A 13,158-nucleotide genomic window follows, 5' to 3' on the forward strand; every position below is an offset into this window, starting at 1 on the left:
CCCCCTCCGCACAGCGTTCGCAATGCTCGCCAGCGCACACCGCATCGAGCCTGAATTACCTATACTGGTTGTTCGAGACATACGCGTTGCCGTCATCGACCGAAGCGCACACGCATCGCGACGGCGCCACGCGACATTTCTTCTGGAACAGCCATGTCCAAGCTCCTCATCAAAGATCTTTCCGAAAGCGTCGAACTCGATCGCGCAGCGATGACCGCCATCGTCGGCGGCGCGCGAGCGGGCGGACGCTTCTTCGGCGTCACCGCGCAAGCGCTGCCGGCGGCGACGCGCGTCGTCGACTTTCCCGTGGGATTCCCGACAGCCGCGCGTCAACCCGTCGACGAACGCATACCGCCGCAGAGCCTTTTGCGCAAATAGCGCTAGCCTTCAAGGCATTCGCCATTCGCTTCTTTCCCCTGACGTGCCGCTTGCCGGATGGCTTGCGGCACGCGTTTGTGCGCGTATCTGTTCACCGGTTGTTCTGGCCGTCTGTTTTATTCCGCCAAATCTTCGCGCTTGACGATATGGTCCTTCGCTGACGCTTCTGCGTTCAGCCGGTGGTCATGACAGTCGAACGCACTCCCCCGACGCGTCGGCCTCATTCCTTATGTTCAGCAAGCGGTGTGTTCAGGGCGTGCCGGGCCGGAGGGGCGGTCGCGGAAACTCCCCCGCGCGAACACCGCAGTTAGCTTTTCGCGAGGCGCTCGCGAACGGCTGAGTTGATCAATTCAAGTGTCGCCTCGGGGCGCCAGTCGCAGAACTCATTGAGAAGGCCGCGTTTTGCGTGCTGTCCGGTTAAAGCCGACAGCTTAGCGGCTATCTGTTTGCTGGCCGCAGACCTTCATTTCTCAACTGATCGATCGAAAAGCTGCCTTCAAAAAAATTCCGACGGTTAAATCTCCTTTAGTTTCATATGGTTATCGTTTGACCTCGGCGCACTTGGCACGACTGGCACACCCTGTGCATAAGTAGCAGCGAGCGCAAACAAATCGTGCTCTTCCAACCGAAACAACCGATCCAAGGAGATTGACCATGACTTCGCTGACCATCAAAGACCTTTCGCATAACGAAGAACTCTCCGTCGAAGCACTCGCCTCGGTGCGCGGCGGCAGCAACTACAACGTCGGCAACGTGAACGCCGCGTTCGGTGGCGGCTTCGCCAGCCCGGCCATCGTGGTGGCGCCCGTCACGCAGACCGACACGAAGGTCGTCATCCCGACGATCCAGAATTTCGGCGGCCTGCAGGCTGTGCTGTAAATCGCAAACACATCACCCGCTTTCCATACCCCATTCAGGAGATTGATCATGGCTTCGCTGACCATCAAAGACCTTTCGCATCACGCAGACCTTTCCGTCGAAGCACTCGCCTCGGTGCGCGGCGGCAGCAACTACAACGTCGGTAACGTGAACGCCGCATTCGGTGGCGGCTTCGCCAGCCCGGCCATCGTGGTGGCGCCCGTCACGCAGACCGACACGAAGGTCGTCATCCCGACGATCCAGAACTTCGGCGGCCTGCAGGCCGTGCTGTAAATCGCCAACGCATTCCCACTTCCCATACCGTATCCAGGAGATTGATCATGAGCTCGCTGACCATCAAAGACCTTTCGCATAACGAAGAACTTTCCGTCAAGGCACTCTCGGCCGTGCGCGGCGGCAGCAACTACAACGCCTTCAACACGAATGCCGCGTTCGGCGGCGGTTTCGCCAGCCCGTCGATCGTGGTGGCACCCGTCACGCAGACCGACACGCAGGTCATCATCCCGACGATCCAGAACTTCGGCGGCCTGCAGCTGGTCAAGTAAGGCAACACACGGGAGAGCCCCGCCGCGTCTGTGCCTCACAGGCAGTGCATGCTCTCCCGTCCCGCAATACGCCATACCAGGAGCTTGACCATGGCCTCGCTGACGATCACAGACCTTTCGCATCACCAGACACTGTCTAACGACGCGCTGTCTGCAGTGCGCGGCGGTAGCAACTTCAATTTCGGTAACGTGAACGCAGCGTTCGGCGGTGGGTTTGCCAGCCCGGCTATCGTGGTCGCGCCCGTCATCCAGACCGACACGAAGATCGATATTCCGACGCTGCAGAATTTCGGCGGCCTGCAGTTTCTCAAGGGGCTGTTTTAAGTCCCGGGAATGAAACGGCTGTTCGCATACAAAAACGTTGGTCGGGTTCGCAGAGCCCATCGAACAGTTCAAGACAGCACCACAATACGGGGTAAGCGTTAAGAGAAAGATGTACGCCAGAAGTTCTTTCTGAGAGGAATGCCGTCAGGTCTTGTCCCTTGACGGTTTCAGGCCCGCCAGTCCGTTCGCACTGGCGGGCCTTCTTGTTTGTGCAGCGTGCGTCGCGACCTGATCCGGTGGGATCGACATGCCGATCCGCGCCCCGGTCTGGTGGTGAATCCGCTCGACGTCGTCGAGGCCGATGTCAGCATGACACCGGTCATACAGCTGCGTCGGCACCGCGCCGGGTTGGCTGGTGCCGCGGGCGATTTCGCAGAACGGCGACCCTTCCGTGTCCGTGCCAATGACAGTGCCGTCGAGGTGCCCGTCGACGTCTGCCCCAAGCGCATGGTGATACGGCATCTCGACCCGCATCGCGCCCTCCGCACCGACCCGCCTGAACGAACATCATCGACGCGATCAGCGCGTGATCCGTGAAGCCGGTCGACGTGGTCATCCATGCGGTCGAGCACCAGCCGCGCCTCCGTCGCGTCGAGCCAATTCTGCGGCGCGCAAGAGCAAATCATTGTCGGCGGGCGGGCGCTGCTTGTCTGCAAGTTGCTGCTGTTCGGTTAAAGCCGACAGCTAAGCGATTATCTGTTTGCTGGTGGCAGACCTTCATTTATCGCCTTCCGGCTTGAAAAACCGGCCTCGAAAACTCAAAAAGATAGAATTCCCTTTAGTTTCATATGGTTGCGGAGAAACTTCGGAGTCCCGGGCACGATTGGCACACCCTATGCGTATGTAGCAGCGAGCGCAAACAAATCGTGCTCTTCCAACCGAAACGAATGATCCAAGGAGATTGACCATGGCTTCCCTGACCATCAAAGACCTCTCGCATAACGCAGAACTCTCCGTAGAAGCCCTCGCCTCCGTGCGCGGCGGCAGCAACTACAACGCCGGTAACGTGAATGCCGCATTCGGTGGCGGCTTCGCCAGCCCGGCCATCGTAGTGGCGCCCGTCACGCAGACCGATACGAAGGTCGTCATCCCGACGATCCAGAACTTCGGTGGCCTGCAGGCCGTGCTGTAAATCGCAAACACATCTTCCACTTACCACACCCTATCCGGAGATCGATCATGAGCTCGCTGACCATCAAAGACCTTTCGCATCACGCAGACCTTTCCGTCAAAGCACTGTCGGCCGTGCGCGGCGGCAGCAACTACAACGCCTTCAACACGAATGCCGCATTCGGTGGCGGCTTCGCCAGCCCGGCCATCGTAGTGGCGCCCGTCACGCAGACCGATACGAAGGTCGTCATCCCGACGATCCAGAACTTCGGCGGCCTGCAGGCTGTGCTGTAAATCGCAAACACATCACCCGCTTTCCATACCCCATTCAGGAGATTGATCATGGCCTCGTTGACCATCAAAGACCTTTCGCATCACGCAGACCTTTCCGTCGAAGCACTCGCCTCGGTGCGCGGCGGCAGCAACTACAACGTCGGCAACGTGAACGCCGCATTCGGTGGCGGCTTCGCCAGCCCGGGCGTCGTCGTGGCTCCCGTCACGCAGACCGACACGAAGGTCGTCATCCCGACGATCCAGAACTTCGGTGGCCTGCAGGCCGTGCTGTAAATCGCAAACACATTACCCGCTTTCCCTACCCGTTTCAGGAGATTGACCATGGCCTCGCTGACCATCAAAGACCTTTCGCATCACGCAGACCTTTCTGTCGAAGCACTCGCCTCGGTGCGCGGCGGCAGCAACTACAACGTCGGTAACGTGAACGCCGCATTCGGTGGCGGCTTCGCCAGCCCGGGCGTCGTCGTGGCCCCCGTCACGCAGACCGACACGAAGGTCGTCATCCCGACGATCCAGAACTTCGGCGGCCTGCAGGCCGTGCTGTAAATCGAAAACGCATTCCCACTTCCCATACCGTATCCAGGAGATTGATCATGAGCTCACTGACCATCAAAGACCTTTCGCATAACGAAGAACTTTCCGTCAAGGCACTCTCGGCCGTGCGCGGCGGCAGCAACTACAACGCCTTCAACACGAATGCCGCGTTCGGTGGCGGTTTCGCCAGCCCGTCGATCGTGGTGGCACCCGTCACGCAGACCGACACGCAGGTCATCATCCCGACGATCCAGAACTTCGGCGGCCTGCAGCTGGTCAAGTAAGGCAACACACGGGAGAGCCCCGCCGCGTCTGTGCCTCACAGGCAGTGCATGCTCTCCCGTCCCGCAATACGCCATACCAGGAGCTTGACCATGGCCTCGCTGACGATCACGGATCTCTCGCATCACCAGACACTGTCTAACGACGCGCTGTCTGCAGTGCGCGGCGGTAGCAACTTCAATTTCGGTAACGTGAACGCAGCGTTCGGCGGTGGGTTTGCCAGCCCGGCTATCGTGGTCGCGCCCGTCATCCAGACCGACACGAAGATCGATATTCCGACGCTGCAGAATTTCGGCGGCCTGCAGTTTCTCAAGGGACTGTTTTAAGTCCCGGGAATGAAACGGCTGTTCGCATGTAAAAACGTTGGTCGGGTTCGCAGAGCCCGTCGAACAGTTCAAGACAGCACCACAATACGGGGTAAGCGTTAAGAGAAGTTCTTTCTGAGAGGAATGCCGTCAGGTCTTGTCCCTTGACGGTTTCAGGCCCGCCAGTCCGTTCGCACTGGCGGGCCTTCTTGTTGGTGGGGCGTTGAGAGATCAACAAGTCCACGCATGAGCGCCATCACGCCTGGCGCCCGTTCATCTCCGGCGGCGCGCCAACGCGGCCACACCGCAGCGACGGACCAAAGCGACATGAGTTGGCGCTCAGTCCAAATGAGAAGTTGACGGATCGCGCCGGATGAGGAGTCCGGCATCGCCCCAGCCAGAGCTAGATCCGCCATGCCTTGCATTATCGGCTCGCACAGCGGGCGCGTCATCACACAAGTTAACAAGAGACTCTTTCCAGATGCGTCAAAATAGCGCCATCCAGTCGCGCCGCGCGCCGGAGCCACGCCAGACCGCTCAGCCACATCCGCTAAGATAACGATCCTGACCGCCCCCGAACCAACCGACGCTCGCCGCCTTGCCCACCTTCACTCTCCCCTCAGCGCTGCAGGCGGAACTCGACATCCGCAAAAGCCGCTTCATCGCCTACGCGATTCCCGTCGCCGACCGCGACGCCGCGATGGACGAACTGCGCCGCCTGCGTGAAGCGCATCCCACGGCCACGCATGTGTGCTGGGCCCTGCTGGCGGGCGGGCAATCGGGCATGTCGGACGATGGCGAGCCGTCGGGCACGGCAGGGCGCCCGATCCTCGAAGTCCTGCGCCATCACGATCTGGACGGCGTGCTGGCCGCTGTCGTGCGCTATTACGGCGGCGTGAAGCTCGGCGCGGGCGGCCTCGTGCGCGCCTATACCGACGCGATCGCCACCGCGTTGCAGGACGCGCCGCGTGTCGAGCGGATCGCGCTTGCGTCCTTGCAGGTCGAGATCGGCTATCCCGACGAAGCCCGCGTGCGACGCTGGATCGAACAGGAAAACTACGCGCTCGAAGCGAGCGCGTACGACATGAACGTGCAACTGACGATACGCATGCCCGTCACGGCCATCGACGCCGCGCGTGAAGCCTTGCGCGATATGACGCAAGGCCGCGCAATTTTCCCCGAAAGCCTCTGAGCAGAACCAGAACAAAACGGCCGCGTGCCGGAAAAGTACCGTGCACGCGGCCGCTCTGGAAGGCCTGTAACTTGTCGATGCTCAATGCGCCGCAGCAAACACCTTCGCCGATTGCTTCGCTTGCGCACCCGCCGCTGCCAGCGCATCTTCGAGAATCATCTCGGCGCCCTTCTCCGCGACCATCATCGTCGGCGCGTTGATATTGCCTGACGTGATGTTCGGGAAGATCGACGCATCGACGATCCGCAAGCCCGACATGCCATGCACGCGCAGCCGCTCGTCGACGACCGAGTTGCCATCGTCCGGCCCCATCGCGCACGAACCGCACAGGTGATAGATCGAACCCGACTGTTCCCGGAAGTACTGCAGGAAAGCTTCGCGATCGTTCACTTGCGGGCCGGGCGATATCTCTTCGACAGTGATGTCCTTGAGCGCCGCCGTCGACATGATCTTGCGCACCAGTTCGCAGCCTTCGATGGCTTCGTCGATATCTTTTTGCGTCGTCAGCGCGTTGATGCGAATCTTCGCGGCATCTTCCGCACGGTCGGACGCGATCTGGATCGAGCCGCGGCTACTCGGACGGCACGGATTGAAGCACAGCAGGAAGCCCGAATACGGTTCGGGTTCGAGGCTCGCCTTGTTGCTCTTCGGAATGCGATACGACAACGGGTTGAAATAGAGCTGCAGGTTAGGCAACGCTTCTTTCTCGCTGCTTTTGAAGAAGCCGCCAGCCTGGTTCACGCTCATCGCAAGCGGGCCTTTGCGCGTCAGCAGGTATTGCAAGCCGAGCTTGAGCTTGCCCAGCAACGGACGCATTTCGTCATTCAGCGTCTTCACGTTCGAGCGATAGTAGAAGCTCACGCAAAGATGATCCTGCAGATTTTGCCCGACTGCCGGCAAATGATGCACGAGAGGAACGCGATGCTCCGCGAGCAGCGCGCTATCGCCGACACCCGACAGTTGCAGCAGCTTCGGCGTATCGACGGCGCCCGCCGAAAGAATCACTTCCCGCTTCGCGGTGAAATGACGCGCACTGCCGTTCTGCTTCACGACGACGCCCGTCGCGCGCCGGTCCGCGTCGAACAGCACCTGCGTGACGAGCACTTCACGCTCGACCGTCAGGTTCTTCCGGTTGAGCACCGGGTGCAGGTATTCGAAGCTGCTCGACGAACGCTGGCCATTACGCGTGTTCACGTCGTAAATGCCCGCGCCTTCGAACTGCGCACCGTTGAAGTCGTCAGTGCGCTTGTAGCCCGCCTGCTCGCAGCCCTTGATGAACACGTGACAGATGGGATGCGCCGCATCCTTCATCGGGGAAATGCCGATCGGGCCATTTGCGCCGTGATACTCCGTGTTGCCGAGCGGATGCGCTTCGAGCTTGCGGAAATACGGCAGTACGTCGCGATACGACCAGCCCTTGTTGCCCGCCTCCGCCCAGTCGTCGTAATCCTGCGCCTGGCCGCGCACGTAGATCATTGCGTTGATCGAACCGGAGCCGCCCTGCACCTTGCCACGCGGGCAATACAACGAGCGGTTGTCGAGTTCCTTCTCCGGCTCGCTGTAGTACATCCAGTTGTAGGTTTCGTTGTAGTACGTCTTCGTGAAACCGACTGGAATTTTGAACCAGAACGAATCGTCGGCTTTGCCCGCTTCGAGCAGCAGCACCGAGTACTGGCCGGACGCCGACAGCCGGTTGGCGAGAATGCAGCCCGCAGATCCCGCTCCGACGATGATGTAGTCGTAATTCATGTTCTATTCGCCCGCAGGCGTCCAATACGTGGAATACGTGTTCGCGTTTAGCCCTTGGCGGGCGCGAGATCCTTCACGTCGGCCGGTTTCGACGCCATCTGTAGATGCAGGCGCTCGCCCTTGTACGGCGTGTGCTGATTGACCACTTCCATATTCAGCTCGACACCCAGGCCCGGTTCCGTCGACGGAATGATGTAGCCGTCTTCCCAGCGGATCGGCGTCTTCAGCACTTCCGCATGGAAACCGCCCCACGTGCCGATGCTTTCCTGAATCAGGAAGTTCGGCGTGCAGGTTGCAAGCTGAATGCTCGCGGCGGCGCCGACCGGACCGTTGTAGAGGTGCGGCGCGATCTGCGCGTAATACACCTCGGCGAGGGTGGCGACCTTCTTCGCTTCGAGCAGGCCGCCGACGCGCGCCACGTTCAGTTGCAGGATCGACGCGCCGCCCGCTTCCAGCAGCTTGTGGAATTCGTATTTCGTGGTGAGGCGCTCGCCAGCCGAAATCGGAATGCTCGTGTGCCGCGCGACTTCGGCCATTGCCTCATGCTGTCCCGGCGGCACGGGCTCTTCGAACCACAACGGGTCGTATTTTTCGAGGCGCTTCGCCAGACGGATCGCCGACGCCGGCACCATTTGCCCATGCGTGCCGAACAGCAGGTCAGCCTTGCTGCCCACGGCTTCGCGCACCTTGCGGCAGAACGTTTCGCAACGGTCCATCACTTCGAGCGACAGATGATGGCCCGAGTAAGCCGTATAAGGGCCAGCAGGATCGAACTTCACCGCGGTAAAGCCGCGCTTGACGTTTTCCGCCGCGCATTCGGCTGCGAGATCGGGATCGTCGTAGTCGTATTCGCCGCGGCGGTTCTTCGGGTACAGATACGTGTAAGAACGCAGGCGTTCATGCACGCGGCCGCCGAGCAGCTCGTACACGGGCTTGTTCGCCGCCTTGCCGATGATGTCCCAGCACGCCATTTCGAGGCCGCTGACGACGCCCATCATCGTCAGGTCGGGGCGCTGCGTGAAGCCGCTCGAATACGCTTCACGCCACAGACGTTCGACGTGGTGCGGGTCTTTGTCGAGCAGATACCGCGAGAACACGTCGTCGATGATGGGCGCCATCGCATTCGGATGAAACGTGGCCGAATAGATTTCGCCGACGCCTTCAATCCCGCAATCCGTCTTCAGCTTGACGAAGATCCAGTACATGCCGCCGATATGCGGCGGCGGCACGGCGACGATATGCGTTTCGAGCGAGACGACTTTCATTTACGCTTCCTTCCTGTTAAGCATATTGCGCAGCACGAGGCCCGCGCAGCCGCCGACGGCGGATACGGCGGCCACGTAGCCGAAGTACATTTGATAACCATGCACGCCCGGATAGTTCTGGGTCAGATATCCGTTGATGAGCGGCAGGAAAACATCGGGCGAATAACCGAGTACCGAAATCAGGCCAATCGCGAGACCCATCGTCTCGACGGGCACGTTGCAGCGATCGAGCAGCGACCAGTAGAGACCGCGAATTGCATACGTCAGCACGCCGATGAAGAGCACCAGAAACACCAGCATCACATGGCTGCTGATCTGCGGCGCAGCGACCAGGCCGATCAGCGAGAGCGACGCGAGGAAGAGCGCGATGATCAGCACGGTCACTTTCGAAAAGCGGTCGCCGAGAAAGCCGCCGCCAATGCCGCCGATGGGACGCATCCACAGCTTGAGCGTCGTAATCATGCCCGCCATCACCACGGACAAGCCAATCTCGCCTTCATGCAGATACGCGGAGAAGCTGTAGGTCGCCCAGAACACCTGATAGCCGCAGAACACGATTGCCGCGACGAGCCACAGTTCGGGAATCTTCGCGAGCGTGATCAGATCGGCGATCACGTTGCTGCGTTTGGCGGCTTTCGCGCGGCTCGATTGCTCCGCTTTCGACGACGGATCCTTCACCAGTGCGAGCACCACGCCCAGGCCGATGCACAGGAACGCGTACATATAAACGACGACCTTGAAGCCGACAGCCGCCGGTTCGCCTTTCGTCTGCGTGAGCCATGCGAACAGCGTGATGGCGATCGTCGCGAGCATCGCTTCGATCAGCCCGCGGCCGCCGTCGAGAAAACCGAAGAAGCGGCCCTGTTCGTCCGCACCCGCGATCATCGACACGCGCTTGATGACGGCCGCCCAGAACGTCAGACCCGTCGAGAGACCCCAGCCGCCGAAGATCATCAGCAGCAGATTGAACGACGGCGCCGTCGAATACACCAGGCCGAGCAGACCCGTGGCGACGAGCGAGAAGCTGATCAGCAGGCGCGGCGCGATGCGGTCCGCGAGCCAGCCGCTCGGCAGATAGCTCAGCAGAAAGATCGTGCCGAGCATCGAATACAGGTAGCCGAGCTGGCTTTCGCTGATGTGGAAAACTTCCAGCATCGTCGGCTGATAGACCTGGCGCAGATAGAGAATCGGATAGATTGCGCCGGCGGCGATGACGAGCAGCAACAGTTGCACATAGCGCTGTGCCTTGTTGCCGGACTGGTCGGTTGCGCTGGCGGAACGGCGCGTCGAAGCGTCCGTTTGAAGAGGTTGGCTTGCCACTGAAATGCTCCTAAGAGACGCGCGAGGAGCACGGCATGCGCCGTGGCCGTCGTGTCTCCGTTACTTTGTTATGAATGCAGCGTGTGCTTTTTATGGTTAAAAAAGAGAGCGCATTCCGCGTTGCTTTTCGCAGGCGGCATGCGCCCTGACAGGATCAGTACTTCATGACGACCAGACGCGTCTGCGTGAATTCGAGCATGCCGTGCTTGCCGTCGTCGCCGCCGAGACCCGAGCGTTTCCAGCCTGCGTGGAAGCCCTGGTACGGATCGGCAGGCGTGCGGTTCACGTAGAGTTCGCCCGCTTCGATGTTGTTCGCGACCTTCATCGTGGTGCGGTAGTTCTCGGTGTAGAGCACCGACGACAAACCGAACTGGTGGTCGTTGGCCATCTGCAGTGCTTCGTCGAGCGTGCTGTAGCGCACGACGGGCATGATCGGGCCGAACGTTTCTTCCCGGATGATCTCCATCTCCTGACGGCAATTCGTCAGCAGCGTGGCCGGATAGAAGAAGCCCTTGCCCTCAGGCGTCACGCCGCCCGTTTCGAGCGTTGCGCCATCGGCTACCGCGCGCTGGACCATTGCGTGAATCGACTGGCGCGAGACTTCGTTGACGAGCGGACCCATCAATGAAGCATCCGTGCGGCGGTCGCCGCTCTTCACGGCGCTCATATGCTTTTTCAGCAGCGCGACGAACTGGTCATGCACGCTCTCGTGGACATAGACGCGCTCGATTGCCGTGCAAAGTTGGCCGCAGTGCGTCGTCTTCGAACCGACGAGTTCGCGGGCGGCCTTTTCCAGATCCGCATCCGGCTCGATGATGGCAGGCGTCTTGCCGCCCAGTTCGAGCGACGGCTTCGCAATGTTCTCTTTGCAGTAGTCGAGCACCTTGCGACCGGCGCCGACGCTGCCCGTCAGCGTAATCATGCCGACGGCGGGATGCGTGCAGACGGCTTCCGCCGTTGCGTGGCTCATCGCGAGAATGTTGACCACGCCCGCCGGCAATTCGGCGCGGATCACCGCCTTGGCGATTTCGAATGCGGAAGTGGGCGTGTTGTTGCTCGGCCGCACCACCACCGTATTACCCGCGATCAACGCCGGCGCGATCTTGCGCATGAACGTATACACGGGGTAATTGAACGGAATCAGGCACGCGACGACGCCGATCGGCTCGCGATGCATCACGAGGTTCTCGTCGGGGGTGTCGCTGGGAATGACTTCGCCTTCGATGCGGCGCGCCCACTCGGCGTGATAGCGCGTGATCTGGCCGGCGTAGATGGCTTCGTTGGTCGCGTCGGCGACGCTCTTGCCCGACTCCAGCGCGAGGGCCGCGCCGATGGCGGGCGCGCAGTCGGTCAATGCGTCAGCGAGCTTGTGAAGATAAGTAGCGCGCTCCGCAGCGGGCAGCTTGCGCCAGCTCTTCTGCGCGGCGGCGGCTGCAGCGACTGCTGCTACGGCCTCTTCGCGGGACGCGCCCGATACCTGGGCAATCTGCGCCTCGGTAGCGGGGTTATAGACGGAGATGAGTTCGTCCGTTGCGGGTTCGACGAACTGGCCGCCAACGAAATTCCGGTCGAGTCGCATGGTGTTTACCTGGTGACGCGTGCGCGAAGCACATTACCGGCGGCGAGTTAGAGCAAGGCGAAACATGCAGCCGGCGCATGACCCGGATTCTTCTCTGCGGCCTAATGACGCGCAAGCGAGTATTTCGACCGCCAAACATTCGTAAAACTCATGTTTGTAGGGAGATATGACAGGCACGCGAACGATTCGCCAGAGGTTGCGGCGGATATGTGGAAATGCGTCTTTTCAGGGAAGCGTGAGGAGTGCGCCAGGGCAGCGATTTCGCCCTTGCGCGAGCCGGCATTGCACCGGCTGCGAACGAATGGCGCGGCGGCTTGAGCGCCGCGCGTTGGAACGGTCCGGCAGCATGTCGCCGAACCGGATTACTTGAAAGCCGTTTCGAAGCGGATCAAGCCTCGCCCGTCGCGGGCGCTGGCGTCTGCACTGTCACCGGCGTTTCGACGACGGGCGCAACGCTTTTCACGGCGGCCTTCTTTGCGGCGGCCTTCTTTGCAGCGGCCTTTTTCGCAGGCGCCTTGCTCGCGCCCGGCTTCTTTGCAGCGGCTTTCTTCGCAATGACGCGCTTGCCGGCAGTCGGCGCGGCAGACTTCGCAGCAACCTTTTTCGCAGCAACCTTTTTCGCAGCAACCTTTTTAGCAGCCGTCTTCTTGCCGGCGGATTTCGCGGTGGCTTTCTTCGCCGCGACTTTCTTCACAGCGGCTTTTGCGCCTGCCGCCGATGCCTTTTTCGCAACCTTGCGAGCCGCCGACTTCACTGTTACAGCTTTCTTCGCCGCCGCCTTCTTGGTAGCAGCCTTTGCAGTCACCACGGGTTCTGCTGCAGCCGCAGCAGCATCGATCAAAAACTTGGTACGGTCTTTCACGTTCTTGATCCATGCCGGCGGCCGGGCATGACCGCTCCACGTTGCCCCCGTCTTGGGATCGCGATACTTGGGCGGCAATTTGCCTTTTGCGGCCGATGCAACACCCGCCTTGCCGCTACTGACACCAAGACGCGCTTTGCGCTCGCGTTCGCGCCGTGCCTTTGCGCGACGCTCGATGTCTTCCGTCGTGAGACCGTGCTTGATCATCAGTTCACGGATCTGGTCCAACGCACCTTGCGCGCCTTGAGCAATGAGCGTTTCGGCCTGGGTCTGCAGTTTCTTTATACGTGCCTGGATGATTTCCAATGTAGCCATTATTGCCTCCCTTTGAATTGCATACGCGGACTATGCCACGGAATTGCTTAGAAGCGCTATGGTTTTAAAGCTTGAGTAAGAAAACCGTTGCCCATCGATACGCTGTTTCTCTTAAGCCTCGCATAAGACTCGTCACACGCAATTGCTGAAGCGGCTTTTGCGATTGCATTGCATGCCGCGAGAATAACGACCCGCCTTCAAACGTTAATTCCTTCGACCGCCAAT

18 protein-coding genes are annotated in these 13,158 nt (G+C 60.5%); 12 read left to right on the forward strand and 6 right to left on the reverse strand.

All coding sequences use genetic code 11. The features are described 5' to 3' along the window. The first annotated feature begins 153 nt into the window (after positions 1 to 153). The 5 genes from PPGU16_RS22395 (at position 154) to PPGU16_RS22415 (ending at position 2,126) form a co-directional block, all read left to right on the forward strand. Entirely contained in the window at positions 154 to 378 is a 225-nt protein-coding gene (locus PPGU16_RS22395; RefSeq protein ID WP_180725043.1) for a hypothetical protein, read from the forward strand. Positions 379 to 1,032: 654 nt separating this feature from the next. Continuing rightward, positions 1,033 to 1,257: a hypothetical protein gene (locus PPGU16_RS22400; RefSeq protein ID WP_180725045.1), complete on the forward strand. Its 225-nt coding sequence runs from the start codon at positions 1,033 to 1,035 to the stop codon at positions 1,255 to 1,257. Between the two features lie 48 nt (positions 1,258 to 1,305). Continuing rightward, positions 1,306 to 1,530: a hypothetical protein gene (locus tag PPGU16_RS22405; protein WP_180725047.1), complete on the forward strand. Its 225-nt coding sequence runs from the start codon at positions 1,306 to 1,308 to the stop codon at positions 1,528 to 1,530. A 47-nt stretch (positions 1,531 to 1,577) separates the two neighbouring features. Further along, positions 1,578 to 1,802 carry a hypothetical protein gene (locus PPGU16_RS22410; RefSeq protein WP_180725049.1) on the forward strand — a complete coding sequence of 75 codons (225 nt, stop codon included), beginning with the start codon at positions 1,578 to 1,580 and terminating at the stop codon, positions 1,800 to 1,802. Between the two features lie 90 nt (positions 1,803 to 1,892). Then, positions 1,893 to 2,126: a hypothetical protein gene (locus PPGU16_RS22415; RefSeq protein ID WP_180725051.1), complete on the forward strand. Its 234-nt coding sequence runs from the start codon at positions 1,893 to 1,895 to the stop codon at positions 2,124 to 2,126. Positions 2,127 to 2,270: 144 nt separating this feature from the next. On the opposite strand, the gene PPGU16_RS22420 is transcribed toward PPGU16_RS22415, so the two are convergent. Beyond that, on the reverse strand, positions 2,271 to 2,600 hold the full coding sequence (locus PPGU16_RS22420) for a hypothetical protein (RefSeq protein ID WP_180725053.1): 330 nt from the start codon (positions 2,598 to 2,600) through the stop codon (positions 2,271 to 2,273). A gap of 433 nt (positions 2,601 to 3,033) precedes the next feature. Between PPGU16_RS22420 and PPGU16_RS22425 the strand changes: the two genes are divergently transcribed. The 7 genes from PPGU16_RS22425 (at position 3,034) to PPGU16_RS22455 (ending at position 5,843) form a co-directional block, all read left to right on the forward strand. Further along, positions 3,034 to 3,258: a hypothetical protein gene (locus tag PPGU16_RS22425; protein WP_180725055.1), complete on the forward strand. Its 225-nt coding sequence runs from the start codon at positions 3,034 to 3,036 to the stop codon at positions 3,256 to 3,258. Positions 3,259 to 3,305: 47 nt separating this feature from the next. Then, positions 3,306 to 3,530 (forward strand): hypothetical protein, encoded by a 225-nt coding sequence (locus tag PPGU16_RS22430; protein WP_180725057.1) that lies wholly within the window; start codon positions 3,306 to 3,308, stop codon positions 3,528 to 3,530. Positions 3,531 to 3,578: 48 nt separating this feature from the next. Continuing rightward, the gene (locus PPGU16_RS22435; RefSeq protein WP_180725059.1) at positions 3,579 to 3,803 is read left to right on the forward strand and encodes a hypothetical protein; all 225 of its coding nucleotides are present in this window, start codon (positions 3,579 to 3,581) and stop codon (positions 3,801 to 3,803) included. 48 nt (positions 3,804 to 3,851) lie between these two features. After that, entirely contained in the window at positions 3,852 to 4,076 is a 225-nt protein-coding gene (locus PPGU16_RS22440; protein ID WP_180725059.1) for a hypothetical protein, read from the forward strand. A 47-nt stretch (positions 4,077 to 4,123) separates the two neighbouring features. Beyond that, positions 4,124 to 4,348, forward strand: coding sequence for a hypothetical protein (locus tag PPGU16_RS22445; RefSeq protein ID WP_180725049.1), 225 nt, complete (start codon positions 4,124 to 4,126; stop codon positions 4,346 to 4,348). 90 nt (positions 4,349 to 4,438) lie between these two features. Next, a complete protein-coding gene (locus tag PPGU16_RS22450; protein WP_180725051.1) occupies positions 4,439 to 4,672 on the forward strand; it encodes a hypothetical protein in 234 nt (77 codons plus the stop codon). Between the two features lie 577 nt (positions 4,673 to 5,249). Further along, the gene (locus PPGU16_RS22455) at positions 5,250 to 5,843 is read left to right on the forward strand and encodes an IMPACT family protein (protein ID WP_180725061.1); all 594 of its coding nucleotides are present in this window, start codon (positions 5,250 to 5,252) and stop codon (positions 5,841 to 5,843) included. Positions 5,844 to 5,924: 81 nt separating this feature from the next. Here the strand turns inward: PPGU16_RS22455 and PPGU16_RS22460 are convergent, their stop codons facing one another. The 5 genes from PPGU16_RS22460 to PPGU16_RS22480 form a co-directional block, all read right to left on the reverse strand. Beyond that, entirely contained in the window at positions 5,925 to 7,592 is a 1,668-nt protein-coding gene (locus tag PPGU16_RS22460) for a GMC family oxidoreductase (RefSeq protein WP_180725063.1), read from the reverse strand. A gap of 47 nt (positions 7,593 to 7,639) precedes the next feature. After that, entirely contained in the window at positions 7,640 to 8,857 is a 1,218-nt protein-coding gene (locus PPGU16_RS22465; RefSeq protein WP_180725065.1) for a mandelate racemase/muconate lactonizing enzyme family protein, read from the reverse strand. Then, the gene (locus PPGU16_RS22470; RefSeq protein WP_180725067.1) at positions 8,858 to 10,177 is read right to left on the reverse strand and encodes an MFS transporter; all 1,320 of its coding nucleotides are present in this window, start codon (positions 10,175 to 10,177) and stop codon (positions 8,858 to 8,860) included. Positions 10,178 to 10,331: 154 nt separating this feature from the next. Next, positions 10,332 to 11,756, reverse strand: coding sequence for an aldehyde dehydrogenase (aldA, locus tag PPGU16_RS22475; protein WP_180725069.1), 1,425 nt, complete (start codon positions 11,754 to 11,756; stop codon positions 10,332 to 10,334). Between the two features lie 388 nt (positions 11,757 to 12,144). Beyond that, positions 12,145 to 12,933 (reverse strand): H-NS histone family protein, encoded by a 789-nt coding sequence (locus PPGU16_RS22480; protein WP_180725071.1) that lies wholly within the window; start codon positions 12,931 to 12,933, stop codon positions 12,145 to 12,147. Between the last annotated feature and the right edge of the window lie 225 nt (positions 12,934 to 13,158).

Origin of the sequence: Paraburkholderia largidicola (genome assembly GCF_013426895.1) — a bacterium.
Classification (GTDB): domain Bacteria; phylum Pseudomonadota; class Gammaproteobacteria; order Burkholderiales; family Burkholderiaceae; genus Paraburkholderia; species Paraburkholderia largidicola.

Bases quoted from the DNA above. Each gene is read 5' to 3' on its own strand.
- PPGU16_RS22425 (WP_180725055.1), top strand. From the start codon at position 3,034: ATGGCTTCCCTGACCATCAAAGACCTCTCGCATAACGCAGAACTCTCC.
- PPGU16_RS22430 (WP_180725057.1), top strand. From the start codon at position 3,306: ATGAGCTCGCTGACCATCAAAGACCTTTCGCATCACGCAGACCTTTCC.
- aldA (WP_180725069.1), bottom strand. From the start codon at position 11,756: ATGCGACTCGACCGGAATTTCGTTGGCGGCCAGTTCGTCGAACCCGCA.
- PPGU16_RS22400 (WP_180725045.1), top strand. From the start codon at position 1,033: ATGACTTCGCTGACCATCAAAGACCTTTCGCATAACGAAGAACTCTCC.
- PPGU16_RS22435 (WP_180725059.1), top strand. From the start codon at position 3,579: ATGGCCTCGTTGACCATCAAAGACCTTTCGCATCACGCAGACCTTTCC.
- PPGU16_RS22395 (WP_180725043.1), top strand. From the start codon at position 154: ATGTCCAAGCTCCTCATCAAAGATCTTTCCGAAAGCGTCGAACTCGAT.
- PPGU16_RS22405 (WP_180725047.1), top strand. From the start codon at position 1,306: ATGGCTTCGCTGACCATCAAAGACCTTTCGCATCACGCAGACCTTTCC.
- PPGU16_RS22445 (WP_180725049.1), top strand. From the start codon at position 4,124: ATGAGCTCACTGACCATCAAAGACCTTTCGCATAACGAAGAACTTTCC.
- PPGU16_RS22450 (WP_180725051.1), top strand. From the start codon at position 4,439: ATGGCCTCGCTGACGATCACGGATCTCTCGCATCACCAGACACTGTCT.
- PPGU16_RS22410 (WP_180725049.1), top strand. From the start codon at position 1,578: ATGAGCTCGCTGACCATCAAAGACCTTTCGCATAACGAAGAACTTTCC.
- PPGU16_RS22415 (WP_180725051.1), top strand. From the start codon at position 1,893: ATGGCCTCGCTGACGATCACAGACCTTTCGCATCACCAGACACTGTCT.
- PPGU16_RS22420 (WP_180725053.1), bottom strand. From the start codon at position 2,600: ATGCGGGTCGAGATGCCGTATCACCATGCGCTTGGGGCAGACGTCGAC.
- PPGU16_RS22465 (WP_180725065.1), bottom strand. From the start codon at position 8,857: ATGAAAGTCGTCTCGCTCGAAACGCATATCGTCGCCGTGCCGCCGCCG.
- PPGU16_RS22480 (WP_180725071.1), bottom strand. From the start codon at position 12,933: ATGGCTACATTGGAAATCATCCAGGCACGTATAAAGAAACTGCAGACC.
- PPGU16_RS22460 (WP_180725063.1), bottom strand. From the start codon at position 7,592: ATGAATTACGACTACATCATCGTCGGAGCGGGATCTGCGGGCTGCATT.
- PPGU16_RS22440 (WP_180725059.1), top strand. From the start codon at position 3,852: ATGGCCTCGCTGACCATCAAAGACCTTTCGCATCACGCAGACCTTTCT.